This is a genomic window from Actinomycetospora chibensis (genome assembly GCF_028737215.1).
GTDB classification, from domain to species: domain Bacteria; phylum Actinomycetota; class Actinomycetes; order Mycobacteriales; family Pseudonocardiaceae; genus Actinomycetospora; species Actinomycetospora chibensis.
Window position 1 is genome coordinate 1 of sequence record NZ_JAQZAM010000012.1, and the last position, 13613, is coordinate 13613.

A 13613-nucleotide genomic window follows, 5' to 3' on the forward strand; every position below is an offset into this window, starting at 1 on the left:
CGGACTCGATGCGCTGGCGCGACAGGTCGTCGAGCCAGATGGAGACGCCGGCCGCGGAGAGATCGGCGAGGGGGGTGCTGCTGGCCATGGGGGTGTCCTTTGCGAAAACGCGGACCGGGATCAGGCCGAGGCCTCGTTGGCGCGGGCGAGCGAGCGACGCCCCGCCTCGACCACGTGCTCGGTGGTGAACCCGAACTGCTGGAACAGGGTCTTGTAGTCGGCGCTGGCACCGAAGTGCTCGATCGAGACGCACTCGCCGTCGTCGCCGACGAACCGGTGCCAGGACTGCGCGATGCCGGCCTCGACCGACACGCGCGCCCTGACGTCCGGCGGGAGGACGTGGCGGGTGTAGGAGCGGTCCTGCGCCTGGAACCACTCGACACACGGCATGCTCACCACCCGGGTGGGAACGCCCTCGTCCTCGAAGACCTTCCGGGCCTCGACCGCGAGCTGGACCTCCGAGCCGGTGGCGATGAGCACCAGCTGGGGCTGCCCGCCCGAGGCGTCCTGCAGCACGTAGCCGCCGCGCGCGACGCCGTCGGCGTCGGTGCCCTCGAGGATCGGCAGGTTCTGCCGCGTCAGGGCGAGGCCGGCCGGCCCGGTGGGGTTGTCGAGGATCGCGCGGACCGCCGCCGAGGTCTCGTTGGCGTCGGCCGGGCGGACGATCGACAGGCCCGGCACGGCGCGCAGCGAGCTGAGCTGCTCGATCGGCTGGTGGGTGGGCCCGTCCTCGCCGAGGCCGATCGAGTCGTGGGTCCAGATGTAGGTCGTCGGCAGCTTCATCAGCGCCGCGAGCCGGACCGGGGGCCGCATGTAGTCCGAGAAGATCAGGAACGTGCCGCCGTAGACGCGGGTGCCGCCGTGGAGCGCGATCCCGTTGAGGATCGAGCCCATCGCATGCTCGCGGACCCCGAAGTGCAGGGTGCGGCCGTAGGGGCTCATCTGCCCCCAGTTGTTGGTCGACACCGACGACGGCCCGAACGAGTCGGAGCCCTTGATCGTCGTGTTGTTGCTCTCGGCGAGGTCGGCCGAGCCGCCCCAGAGCTCCGGGAGCACCGGCCCGATCTCACCGAGGATCTTCTGCAGCGCCTTGCGGGTGGCGACGGGGTCGTCGCCCGTCCCCCAGCTCGGGAGCTTCTCGTGCCAACCGGTGGGCAGCTCGCGGCGCGCCATGCGCTCGAGCAGCGCGCGACGCTCCGGGTTGGCCTCCGCCCAGTCGGCGAACTGCTTGTCCCACGCCTCGTGGGCGGCCTTGCCGCGCTCGCCGACCGCGCGGGTGTGGGCGAGCACCTCCTCGTCGATCGCGAAGTGCTTGTCGGGGTCGAACCCGAGGATCTCCTTGACCGAGCGGACCTCGTCCTCGCCCAGTGCGGCGCCGTGCGCGGCGCCGGTGTTCATCTTGTCCGGGGCGGGGAAGCCGATGATCGTCCGCAGCGCGATGAAGCTGGGGCGCCCGGTCTCGGCCTTGGCTTTCGCGAGGGCCTCGCGGATGCCGACGACGTTCTCGCCGCCCCGCACCACCTGGGTGTGCCAGCCGTACGCCTCGTAGCGCTTCACCACGTCCTCGTCGAGGGCGACGGAGGTGTCGTCCTCGATCGAGATGTGGTTGTCGTCGTAGATCACGACGAGGTTGCCCAGCTGCTGGCGCCCGGCGATCGACGACGCCTCCGCGGTGACGCCCTCCTCGATGTCGCCGTCCGAGGCGATCACGAAGATGTGCGAGTCGAAGGGGCTCTCGCCGATCGGCGGGTCGGGGTCGAACAGGCCGCGCTCGCGACGGGAGGCCATCGCCATCCCGACGGCGGACGCGAGGCCCTGGCCGAGGGGGCCGGTCGTGATCTCGACCCCGGGCGTGTGGCTGTACTCGGGGTGCCCCGGCGTGGCCGAGTCCCAGGTGCGCAGCTCCTCGAGGTCCCGCATCTCCAGGCCGTAGCCGGCGAGGAAGAGCTGGATGTACAGCGTCAGGCTCGAGTGGCCGGCGGAGAGCACGAACCGGTCGCGCCCCTGCCAGCCCGGGTCCGACGGGTCGTGGACCATCGTGTGCTGGAAGAGCTCGTAGGCGAGCGGCGCGAGAGACATCGCGGTGCCCGGGTGGCCGTTGCCGACCTTCTGCACGGCGTCCGCCGCGAGGACCCGGATGGTGTCCACGGCCCTCTGGTCGAGGTCGGACCAGTCGTCGGGACGATGCGGCGTCGTCAGCGCCTCGATCTCCTCGGCCGACTCGCTCGCGGGCTGTGTGCTGCTGACGTCTGTCGCGGTCACGAACCGTGCCTTCCTTGAGCGTCTCGGGATGCCCGCGCGATGCTCCCACGGGATCGATTCAAGTCCACCCGGACCTGCGCCGATCCTGGTGCATCCCGGCCGACGCTGAATACCCTCACCGCCCGTCACGAACACGGGCCCCCTATCCTCCTCGTGGTCGTCATCCGCCCGTGACGTGGCGGACACCGCACCGACCGGGTGGCGCCCCCCGCGAGCGGGCGCGGCCGCGGGGGTGCAGACTTCCTCGACGACAGCGTGTAGGAGACGCGGGTCGTGACCGAAGCAGTCCCGTCCACCACAGCGAGGTGCCACCGAGTGAGCACGGCGGTCGGCCCGGTTCCCGCGACGCGGCGGAGTGGCTTCCTCACCACCGTGAAGGCCTACCTGGCGCTGACCAAGGCCCGCATCATCGAGCAGCTGCTCGTGGTCACGGTGCCGGCGATGATGCTCGCCGAGCGCTCCGTCCCCTCGCTCTGGCTCGTGCTCTCGGTGCTCGTCGGCGGCGCCGGCGCGGCGGCCAGCGCCCACGCCCTCAACTGCGTGGTCGACGCGGACATCGACGCGAAGATGGCCCGGACGAGCAAGCGTCCGCTGGCCCGCGACGCGGTGCCCCGCTCCCACGCCCTGGTTTTCGGGCTGCTGCTCGGCGCCGCGTCGGCGGTGTGGCTGGGCCTGACGTCGAACTGGGTGGCGGCGTGGCTCGCGGTCGCCGCGATCGCCTTCTACATCCTCGTCTACACCCTGCTGCTCAAGCGCCGGACCAGCCAGAACATCGTCTGGGGCGGCGCCGCGGGGTGCATGCCCGTCGTGATCGGCTGGGCCGCGGTCACCGGCACGGTCGGCTGGCCGGCCCTGGTGCTCTTCGCGATCATCTTCTTCTGGACGCCGCCGCACTTCTGGGCGCTCGCGATGCGCTACCGCGACGACTACGCCGCCGCCGGCATCCCGATGCTCCCGGTCGTCGCCTCGCCGCGGCGCGTGAGCCGCCAGATCGTCGCCTACTCCTGGGCGATGGTCGCCTGCTCGGCGCTCCTCGTCCCCGCGACGTCCTGGATCTACCTCGCCGCCACCGTCCTCGGCGGCGCCTGGTTCCTGATCGCCGCCCACCGCCTCGACAGCGCCGTGAAGCGCGACGAGGTCGTGAAGTCGATGCGGCTGTTCCACCTGTCGAACACCTACCTGACCGGACTCTTCGTTGCGGTCGCGGTCGACTCCGCCGTCGGCTGGCCTGTCTTCGGCTGGCCCTTCTAGTCGAAGACCTTCGGCGCGCTCGGGCGGCGCGGGAAGCGCCCCCGCATGTCGGGCAGGTCGCGCCATCGCCGCCGGTCGACGCGCGCGAGGAACGTCGCGAGGTCCTCCACCACCTCGTCGACGGGCTGTTCGCCCTGCCCTCCGATCGAGGCGACCTCCCATCCGTGCGCGAGCAGCTCCTCCGCGCACGCCCAGGCGAGGTCGGGATGGCGGTCGACGAGCACCCCGCAGGACCTCTCGGGCCAGGCGAGGTCGAGGGCACCCACGTCGGCGCCGCCCTCTACCCGGGTCACCACGACATCGACGAGTGGCGGCGGGAGCCGTGCCCGCAGGACCCCGAGCCGCACCCGGGTTCGTCGTGGGGTGTCCGATCCCGGGTGCACCAGGGCCGCCGCGGCCCGGACGCGAGCCATGCCCCGCTCGCCCGTGTGACGGTCGGCGAGCGCGACGACGTCGGCCGCCGTGACGCCGCAGCGGCGGGCGAGGGCGTCGCCCACGACGACGGCCTCGACGGTGGGCAGCGCACGCGCGACCTCCACCATCGTCCGGGCCGGCGACGTGAGTCGGAGGACGGCGCCGTCAGGGCCGTCGGGCCACTCCACGACCTCGTCCTCGGGGAGGTCGGCGCACCGCACGCGGAGCCCGGCCGGCGAGCGGACACCTGAGGCGGGTACGAGCACCTCGGTCGGTGCGCCGCCCCGACCGACGTCGACCACGGCGTCGATCGCGCCGTGGAAGAGCGCCGCGGTGGTACCGGCGATCGTGCCCTCGGGGTGCCGCAGCATCGCGACCCGCGTCATCGTCACCTGGTCCACCGGCACATGCGCGGCGACGTACACGTCGGGTGCGAGGGGCATGAATCCAGGCCCGCGCAGCCACCCCTTGGTCAGGTCACCGCGCTCCACGGCCTCCGATCCACGGAACGGTCGATCGAGTCTCATACCTCGGTTCGACGCCGCCGCGGCGCGAACGGTTCCAGCTCGCAGCTCGCCACTTTGATCTCTCGGCAGTGTCACCAGTGCGGGAACACTGACCGCAAGCTCGGGAGATCGAACTGGAGAGCCCCCGTCGAGTCTCGCGGTGGCGGCTCCGGTCGCGGCGCGCCGGGCGTCCGCGCCGCCGGCACACCGATGGCCGGCCCGCAGCTCGCCACTTTGATCTCTCGGCAGTGTCACCAGAGCGGGAACACTGACCGCAAGCTCGGGAGATCGAACTGGAGAGCCCCCGTCGACCTCTGTCCGGTCCGCGCCCCTCAGGGCAGCAGCAGGAGCTTGCCCGTCGTGCGGCGGGACTGGAGGTCGCGCTGGGCGTCGGCGGCGGCGTCCAGGGGGTAGCGGCCGCCGATCCGCACGCTCAGGTCGCCGGCCGCCACCGCCGAGAACACCGCGTCGGCGCGGGCGGCGAGCTCCTCGGGGGTACGGACGTGCCAGTGCAGCGAGGGGCGGGTCAGGTAGAGCGAGCCGCCGCTGTTGAGCCGTTGGGGGTCGACGGGCGGGACGGGTCCGCTGGCGGCGCCGTAGAGGGCCAGGACGCCGCGGACGCGCAGGCTCGCGAGGGAGGCGTCGAAGGTGGATGCGCCGACGCCGTCGTAGACGACGGCGACGCCCTCGCCGTCGGTGAGGGCGCGCACGCGGTCGGCGAGGTCGTCGCCGTAGCGCAGCGTCTCGTGGGCGCCGGCCTCGCGGGCGAGGGCGTCCTTCTCCTCCGACGAGGTCGTCGCGAGGACGCGGGCGCCCAGCGCGCTCGCCATCTGGCAGAGCAGCAGACCCGTCCCGCCGGCCCCGGCGTGGACGAGGACGACGTCGCCGGGGGCGACGGGGTGGGTGTCGTGGACGAGGTAGTGCGCGGTCATGCCCTGGAGCACGACGGCGGTCGCGGTCTCGAGGTCGATCGCCTCGGGCACCACGACGAGGTCGCTGGCGGGCACCGCGGCGACGGTCGCGTAGCTGCCGAGAGTGTTGGTCCAGGCGACGCGGTCGCCGGGCGCGAAGCCCGCGACGCCGGGGCCCACCTCGCGCACCGTCCCGGCGCCCTCCACGCCCGGCACAAGAGGCAGCGGTGCCGCGTAGATGCCCTCACGGAAGTAGGTGTCGACGAAGTTGACACCGACGGCCGCGAGGTCGACGAGCACCTCGCCGTCGCCTGCCGAGGGGTCGGGCACATCGACGGACTCGAGGACCTCCGGCCCGCCGTGGCGGGGGATCCGGACGGCGTGCACGTCAGGCCCTGCCGGCGAGGGCGGGGGCCGAGGCGTCGACGGTCGGGGGCGCTGCGGTGGCGAGACCGGGCTCGGCGGTCGCCGACCACAGCCACGCCGCGGCGGCGACGGTCGTGACCGCGCCGAGGACGTGCAGGGCCACCAGCAGCTCCGGCACCCCGAGGGCGTACTGGATCCCGCCCAGCGCGCCCTGGGCGAGGGTCAGCACCACGAGCACGCGGAGGCGGAGGACGACGGCGCGCGGCACGGACACCGCGTGGACCATGAAGCCGACCCCCACGAGCAGGCCCAGGAACGCGAACAGGAGGTGCGCGTGCGCCGTCGCCAGCGTCGGGAGCGGGACGGCGGCGAGGCGCGGGGTGGCCGCGTCGCCGCCGTGCGGCCCGGCCGCGGTGACGAGCGTGCCGGCGACGAGCAGGGCGACGAGCACGACGGACGCGACCGCGAGCAGACCGCGCAGGGCGGAGGGCACCGCCGGGCGCCAGGGCGTGCCCGGCGGAGCGGCCATCGCGGCGGGGGAGGCCTCGCGCACGAGGAGCACGGCCAGCCAGATGAGCGGGATCGTCACGAGGAAGTGCGGCGCGACCGTGTACCAGGCGAGGCCCGTGAGCACGGTGATCCCGCCGATCACGGCCTGGGCGACCACGCCGAGGGGCATCGTGGCGGCGAGCAGCACGAGCCGACCCCGGCGCGGGCGCACGTTGAGGGCCGCGAGCAGGCAGGCCCCGGTGACGATCACGAGGGCGATGCCGAGGAGCCGGTTGCCGAACTCCACCCACTGGTGCAGGACGGCGATCTCGGGGTGGGGTACCGGGACGAGGCTGCCGGGGAAGCACTGGGGCCACGTCGGGCAGCCGAGACCGGACCCCGTGACCCGGACGACGGCGCCCGTGACCGCGATGCCGGCCTGACCGACGACCGCGGCCATGGCGAGGCCGCGCATCAGGCCGGGAGGTGTGGCGGGGAGGCGCTCCAGCACGGTCGCGATCCTACGACGCCCGGTAGTGCGGCGCGGTGCGATGCGGTGCGATGCTCAGGACCACCGCACGGTGCGCGTCGCGATCCCGCCGGCGACGACGGCCCACACGATCAGGACGACGATGTGGCCGAGGGCCGGGGTCCCGCCGAGCAGGGCCGTGCGCAGGCCCTCGGCGAGCGCCCCGGAGGGCAGGAGCTGCACGACGACGGCGAGCGGGCCCGGCAGGGCCGCGGCGGGGACGAGCACCCCGCCCGCGAACAGGAGCACGAACCAGACGATGTTGGCGACCGCGAGCACCAGCTCGGCGCGCAGGGTGCCGCCGAGCAGGACGCCGACGGCGCCGAACGCCGCGGCGCCCAGTACGACGAGCAGCAGCGCCCACCCCGGCGAACCGGGCCCGGGACGCCAGCCGAGTGCGAGCGCGACGGCCCCGAGCACGACGAGCTGGACGAGCACGACCGCGGCCATCCCGCCCAGGCGCCCGAGCACGATCATGGAGCGGGGCACCGCAGTGGCCGCGAGCCGCCGCAGCACGCCGTAGCGCCGGTCGAAGCCCAGCGAGATCGCCTGGCTGGTGAACGCCGTCGACATGACGGCGAGCGCGAGCACCGTCGCCAGCGCCGAGTCGACGCGCGGCTCGGGCAGCGGGACGACCTCCAGCAGCGAGAGCCCGACGAGCAGCGCGAGCGGGATGATGAGCGTGAGCAGGACCTGCTCGCCCTGGCGCAGCGCCAGCTTCGTCTCCAGGGCGACCTGGGTGGCGAGCATCCGGCCCAGCGGCCCGCGCCCGGGGGCGGGCGTGAAGGTGCCGGCCTCGAACCTCATGAGCGCAACTCTCTCCCCGTGAGCTCGAGGAACACGTCCTCGAGGCTGCGGCGGGCCACGCGGAGGTCGTCGGCGAGCACACCCTGGCGCGCGCACCAGGACGTCACCGTGGAGAGCACCTGCGGGTCGATGGCGCCCTCGACGAGGTAGCTGCCGGAGCTCGGCTCGGACACCGTGCACCCCTCGGGCAGGGCCGCCGCCAGCAGCTCCAGGTCCATCCCGGCCGTCGCCCGGAAGCGCAGCTCGCGGTCGGCGCCCGCAGCGGTGAGGTCCTCGGGGCTGCCCTCGGCGACGACCCGTCCGTGGTCGACGATCACGATGTGGTCGGCGAGCGTCTCGGCCTCCTGCATCAGATGCGTGGTGAGCAGCACCGCGACGCCGTCGGCGCGCAGGGCGCGCACGAGGTCCCACACGAGACGGCGGCCCTGCGGGTCCAGGCTCGCGGTGGGCTCGTCGAGGAACACGAGCTCCGGGCGCCCGACGACGGCGCACGCGAGCGCGAGGCGCTGCTGCTGGCCGACCGAGAGCCGCTTGTAGGGCGTGCGGGCGCAGCCGATGAGCCCGAGGGTGTCGACGAGCCAGTCGGGGTCGAGCGGGTCGGCGGCGCAGGCGGCGACCAGGCCGATCATCTCGCGGACCCGCACGCCGGGGTAGGCGCCGCCGCCCTGCGGCATGACGCCGAGGCGGGCGCGCAGGGTGTCCGGCGCGCCCGCGGGGTCGACGCCGAGCACCCGGACCTCGCCGCTGTCGCGGGAGCGCAGCCCCTCGCACACCTCGACGGTGGTGGTCTTGCCGGCGCCGTTGGGCCCGAGGAGGGCGAGCACGCTGCCGGGCGGGAGGTCGAGGTCGAGACCGTCGACCGCCGCACGCCCCTGGTAGTGCACGACGAGGCCGCGCACCGAGAGCGCGGCCGGGGATCCCGACACGCCGACAGCCTAGGCGGCCGGGGTCCGCGGCACGCGCCCACGCGTCGCCGCCAGCGGGACCAGCGCGAGCAGGGCGGCCGCGGTGATGGCCATCGGCAGCTGGTAGGTCCGGAACGAGAAGTCGGCGCCCGTCGGGGGCACGAGCAGCGCGACGATCGCGCAGATCGCGACGGCGAAGCCGCGGATGCGCGGGTTCCGCACCGAGGCCGCCAGCGGCACGATCGCCCAGAGCAGGTACCAGGGGTGCAGCACCGGGCCGGCGAGGAAGACCGCGCCGAAGCCGTAGCCCATGCCCGCGACCGCGTGCAGGCGCCCGTTCAGCACCATGAACAGCAGCAGCACGCACACCAGCGCCGCGACGCCGAGCCCGGCAGCGCGGGTGAGGTCGAGGACGGCGTCAGTGTGGTCGCCGAGGCCGAGCACACCGCCGAGCCAGCCGCCGAGGACGCCGAGGTCGGTGGTCACCGACAGCCAGCTGCGCAGGAGGTTTGGCACCGAGAGCGCCTGGATCCACCCGAAGCCCAGCCCGCTGCCCACCGACACCGCGGCGACCGTCCCCAGTCCGAGCGCCGAGCAGGCGGCGCCGTAGCGCACGAGGCGTCCGATCCCACCCCCGCGCTCGTGGGCCACGTGCGCGGCGAGGAAGCCCAGCGCCAGCACCGCAGGGATCTTCCCCGAGGCGCCCAGCCCGATGAGCAGCGCACCGAGCACCCAGGAACGGCGCATGCCGATCTCGAGGCCCGCGAGGACGACGCCCATCATGATCGCGTCGTTGTGGATGCCGCTGACCAGGTGAAACAGCACGAGCGGGCTGACGGCCAGCCACAGCGCCGCGATCGGCTCGACGCCCGCGCGGCGGGCCAGGTGCGGCACCGCCCAGATCACGAGGCCGAGGGCGGCCAGCGCCAGGGCGCGGTGCAGGTAGACGCCGAGCACGATGTCGTCGCCCGCGATGCCCGTGATGAGGCGTCCGAAGGTGAGGAAGCCGGGCCCGTACGGCGACGGCGTCGTCCGCCAGATCGTGGGGATGCTCGCGACGAGCGGGTCGGAGAGCCCGAGGGCCTGCGCAGCGCCGTAGACGTAGGGGTCGAACCCGCGCGAGACGACCTCGGCCTGGGAGAGATAGCCGTAGACGTCGGTGGAGAACAGCGGCGGCGCGACGGCGAGCGGCACCATCCACATGACGAGGATCCGCGTCAGCTGGCGCACCGACAGGCGCACGCGCCCCGGCCACGCGAGGCGCCCCAGCCACAGCCAGGCGAGGACGAGCATGCCCATGCCGATGTAGGCGAGTGTCAGCGAGACCGTCGGCATGCGGCCCCAGAGGCCGAGCACACGGGTGCCCAGCAGGGGGTTGTAGGCGGGGGCAGGCGTCGCCCCGCAGCCGAGGGCACCGACGGCCATGAGCAGGGCGCCCGTGGTGCCGAACCGGCGCACGGTGCGGAGGCGACGCCGCTCGTCGGGCGTCGGCGGGGGCGGGACGGCGCCCGGCGGGGTGACGGACGGGGACACCTCGGCAGGCGCCTGCGGGGCCTGCGCCGTCCCGGTCACGCGACGGGACGATACCGAGGGCCCCGCGCGACCCCGTCGGCGTCCCCGGACGCCGGAAAACGAGGGCCGGGTGAGGGTAGGTAACCCTGGGTGAGGGCGATCACCTCGCTGATCGGGGTCGCCACTTTGCCCGCCGTCGCTAAATAGGCAAGACTGACGTTGCCAAATAGCGGGCATGCTGTGAAGAGCACACCGAGGAGGTGAGGACCATGGGCGCCGACGGACACGACGGCCGCACGCGGGACCTCATCGTCCGCCGTCTGCTGGAGCACGGGCCGACCACGGCGATGGACCTGGCCGGGGTGCTGGGTCTCTCCGGCGCGGCGGTGCGCCGTCACCTCGACGCCCTCGTCGCCGACGGCACCGTCTCCACCCGCGACGCCCCGCGCGCCTCCGGGCGCGGCCGCGGACGGCCCGCACGCCAGCACCTGCTCACCGAGCAGGGACGGCGCCGTGCCGGACGCGGCGAGGACGACGTCGCGGACCTCGCGATCGCGGCGCTGCGCGAGCTCGCCGACGCCGCGGGGGAGGACGCCGTCCGGGCGTTCGCCCGCCGGCGCATCCTCGGTCTCCTCGCGGACCACCGCGAGGACATCGCGGCGGAGGCCGACCGCCCGGACCGGGTCGAGGCCCTCGCGGGCGCCCTGTCCGGGGAGGGGTACGCCGCCTCGTCCCGGGCCGCCAGCTCGGGAGCCCAGCTCTGTCAGCACCACTGCCCGGTGGCCGGCGTGGCCGCCGAGTTCCCCCAGCTCTGCGAGGCCGAGACCGAGGTCTTCGCCGAGCTGCTGGGCACCCACGTCCAGCGTCTGTCGACGATCGCTCGCGGCGATGCCGCGTGCACCACGCACGTACCGGCGCAGGTCACCACCACCACCGTCAAGGGAAGGCAGGTCGTATGACCACCTCCGCGGAGCGGACCACCCCCACCGCCCCCGCCGAGCTCACGCAGGAGGAGACCCTCGCTGCGCTCGGGAACTACCAGTTCGGGTGGCACGACACCGACGTCGCGGGCGCCAGCGCGCAGCGCGGCCTCAGCGAGGCGGTCGTGCGTGACATCTCGGACAAGAAGAGCGAGCCGGACTGGATGCTCCAGCTGCGGCTCAAGGCGCTGAACACGTTCGAGAAGAAGCCGATGCCGCAGTGGGGTTCCGACCTCTCGGGCATCCACTTCGACAACATCAAGTACTTCGTCCGCTCGACGGAGAAGCAGGCCGCCACCTGGGACGACCTGCCCGCCGACATCAAGGACACCTACGACAAGCTCGGCATCCCCGAGGCGGAGAAGAGCCGTCTCGTCTCCGGCGTCGCGGCGCAGTACGAGTCCGAGGTCGTGTACCACCAGATCCGCGAGGACCTCGAGCAGCAGGGTGTCATCTTCATGGACACCGACACCGGGCTGCGCGAGCACCCGGAGCTGTTCGAGGAGTACTTCGGCTCGGTGATCCCGGCCGGCGACAACAAGTTCTCCGCGCTGAACTCCGCGGTGTGGTCCGGCGGCTCGTTCATCTACGTGCCCAAGGGCGTCCACGTGGACATCCCGCTGCAGGCCTACTTCCGGATCAACACCGAGAACATGGGCCAGTTCGAGCGGACGCTGATCATCGTCGACGAGGACGCCTACGTCCACTACGTCGAGGGCTGCACGGCGCCGATCTACTCGTCGGACTCCCTGCACTCCGCGGTCGTCGAGATCGTCGTGAAGAAGGGCGGCCGCTGCCGCTACACGACCATCCAGAACTGGTCGAACAACGTCTACAACCTGGTCACCAAGCGCGCCAAGGCCGAAGAGGGCGCCACCATGGAGTGGGTCGACGGCAACATCGGCTCCAAGGTGACCATGAAGTACCCGGCCGTCTGGCTGACCGGCCCGCATGCCAAGGGCGAGGTGCTCTCGGTGGCGTTCTCCGGCGAGGGCCAGCACCAGGACGCGGGCGCCAAGATGGTGCACCTCGCGCCGTACACGTCGTCGACGATCATCTCGAAGTCGGTCGCACGCGGCGGTGGACGGACGAGCTACCGCGGTCTGGTCCGGGTCAACAAAGGCGCGCACCACTCGCGGTCGACGGTGAAGTGCGACGCGCTGCTGGTCGACACGATCAGCCGCTCGGACACCTATCCCTACGTCGACGTCCGCGAGGACGACGTGACGATGGGCCACGAGGCGACCGTCTCGAAGGTCAGCGAGGACCAGCTCTTCTACCTGATGTCCCGCGGGCTCTCCGAGGACGAGGCCATGGCGATGATCGTGCGCGGGTTCGTCGAGCCCATCGCGCGCGAGCTCCCCATGGAGTACGCGCTCGAGCTCAACCGCCTCATCGAGCTGCAGATGGAGGGTGCGGTCGGATGAGCGACGCCCCCACGAACACGAACGGCGGAGCCCCGGTCCTCGACGTGGACCCGGGGATTCCGTCGGGGAGCCCGAAGCTCGCGCCCTGGGAGCTGCGTTTCACCTCCTACGACGTCGAGGCCTTCGAGGTCCCGCGTGGTCGCGAGGAGCAGTGGCGGTTCACGCCGCTGCGGCGCCTGCGCGGTCTGCACGACGCCTCGGTGACGGCCGACGGCCGGATCGACGTCTCGGTGGTCTCCGGCTTCGGGGACGCCGCGGCGGATCTCGCCGGCTCCGGCACGCGCCACGAGACCGTCGGTCGGGACGACCCCCGGCTCGGCGACGGCGGCATCCCGGCCGACCGCGTCGCGGCGCAGGCGTGGTCGTCGTTCACCGAGGCCCACGTGGTCACGGTGAACGAGGCCCGCTCCGACGACGAGCCGCTGACGATCACCGTCGGCGGCCCCGGGGCCGGCGCGACCGCGTTCGCGCACATGCAGCTGCGTCTCGAGCACCACGCGCAGGCCGTCGTGGTCCTGGACCACCGCGGTTCCGGCACGGTCGCGGCGAACACGGAGTTCGTGGTCGCCGACGGCGCGAAGCTCGAGGTCGTCGAGGTCCACGACTGGGCCGACGACGCGGTCTACGTCGGAGCGCAGCACCTCTCGGTGGGCCGCGACGCGACGATCCGGCACACCTCGGTGACGCTCGGCGGCGACCTCGTGCGGCTCTCCCCGGTCATCAACTACCGGGCGCCCGGCGGCGACGTCGAGCTCGACGGGCTGTACTTCGCCGACGGCGGCCAGCACTTCGAGCAGCGCCTGCTCGTCGACCACTCGGTGCCGAACTGCCGCTCGCGCGTCATGTACAAGGGCGCTCTGCAGGGCGTCGAGGGCGGCACGGCGGCGCACACCGTCTGGATCGGCGACGTGCTGATCCGGAAGGCGGCCGAGGGCACCGACACCTACGAGCTCAACCGCAACCTGCTGCTCACGGACAACGCCCGGGCCGACTCGGTGCCGAACCTCGAGATCGAGACCGGCGAGATCGTCGGCGCCGGCCACGCCAGCGCCACGGGAAGGTTCGACGACGAGCAGCTGTTCTACCTGATGGCGCGGGGGATTCCCGAGGCCCAGGCACGCCGGCTGGTCGTCCGCGGCTTCTTCGGCGAGGTCATCCAGAAGGTCCGCGTGCCGGCACTGCGCGACCGTCTCGAGGCGGCCATCGAGGCCGAGCTCGAGGTCGTCGGCGTCTGACGGCTCCGCCCCCCACCAC

At 73.1% G+C, this 13613-nt stretch carries 11 protein-coding genes; 4 read left to right on the forward strand and 7 right to left on the reverse strand.

The genetic code is table 11. The annotated features are described in order from the left end of the window. Positions 1-120 precede the first annotated feature (120 nt). A complete protein-coding gene (gene tkt / locus PH189_RS18690; RefSeq protein WP_378014913.1) occupies positions 121-2262 on the reverse strand; it encodes a transketolase in 2142 nt (713 codons plus the stop codon). Between the two features lie 315 nt (positions 2263-2577). Here tkt and PH189_RS18695 point away from each other — a divergent pair, with 315 nt between their 5' ends. Next, positions 2578-3513 (forward strand): heme o synthase, encoded by a 936-nt coding sequence (locus PH189_RS18695; protein WP_274190336.1) that lies wholly within the window; start codon positions 2578-2580, stop codon positions 3511-3513. Here PH189_RS18695 and PH189_RS18700 read toward each other — a convergent pair. From PH189_RS18700 to mptB, 6 genes are all read right to left on the reverse strand, one after another. Beyond that, positions 3510-4418, reverse strand: a complete 909-nt coding sequence (locus PH189_RS18700; protein ID WP_274190337.1) for a hypothetical protein — start codon at positions 4416-4418, stop codon at positions 3510-3512. The genes PH189_RS18695 and PH189_RS18700 overlap by 4 nt on opposite strands. Before the next feature lie 347 nt (positions 4419-4765). Then, entirely contained in the window at positions 4766-5731 is a 966-nt protein-coding gene (locus tag PH189_RS18705; protein WP_274190338.1) for a quinone oxidoreductase family protein, read from the reverse strand. A gap of 1 nt (position 5732) precedes the next feature. After that, positions 5733-6674 (reverse strand): COX15/CtaA family protein, encoded by a 942-nt coding sequence (locus PH189_RS18710; RefSeq protein ID WP_378014915.1) that lies wholly within the window; start codon positions 6672-6674, stop codon positions 5733-5735. Between the two features lie 90 nt (positions 6675-6764). Further along, entirely contained in the window at positions 6765-7535 is a 771-nt protein-coding gene (locus PH189_RS18715; RefSeq protein WP_274190340.1) for an ABC transporter permease, read from the reverse strand. Then, entirely contained in the window at positions 7532-8461 is a 930-nt protein-coding gene (locus PH189_RS18720; protein WP_378014912.1) for an ABC transporter ATP-binding protein, read from the reverse strand. The genes PH189_RS18715 and PH189_RS18720 overlap by 4 nt, the downstream gene beginning before the upstream one ends. A 9-nt stretch (positions 8462-8470) precedes the next feature. Further along, positions 8471-10012: a polyprenol phosphomannose-dependent alpha 1,6 mannosyltransferase MptB gene (gene mptB, locus PH189_RS18725; protein ID WP_274190341.1), complete on the reverse strand. Its 1542-nt coding sequence runs from the start codon at positions 10010-10012 to the stop codon at positions 8471-8473. Between the two features lie 209 nt (positions 10013-10221). Between mptB and PH189_RS18730 the strand changes: the two genes are divergently transcribed. From PH189_RS18730 to sufD, 3 genes are read left to right on the forward strand one after another with little or no spacing between them, the layout of a single operon-like run. Beyond that, positions 10222-10911: a helix-turn-helix transcriptional regulator gene (locus tag PH189_RS18730; protein WP_274190342.1), complete on the forward strand. Its 690-nt coding sequence runs from the start codon at positions 10222-10224 to the stop codon at positions 10909-10911. Next, positions 10908-12359 carry a Fe-S cluster assembly protein SufB gene (sufB, locus tag PH189_RS18735; protein ID WP_274190343.1) on the forward strand — a complete coding sequence of 484 codons (1452 nt, stop codon included), beginning with the start codon at positions 10908-10910 and terminating at the stop codon, positions 12357-12359. Before PH189_RS18730 ends, sufB begins: the two co-directional genes overlap by 4 nt. Further along, positions 12356-13594 (forward strand): Fe-S cluster assembly protein SufD, encoded by a 1239-nt coding sequence (gene sufD / locus PH189_RS18740; protein ID WP_274190344.1) that lies wholly within the window; start codon positions 12356-12358, stop codon positions 13592-13594. Before sufB ends, sufD begins: the two co-directional genes overlap by 4 nt. Positions 13595-13613 lie beyond the last annotated feature (19 nt).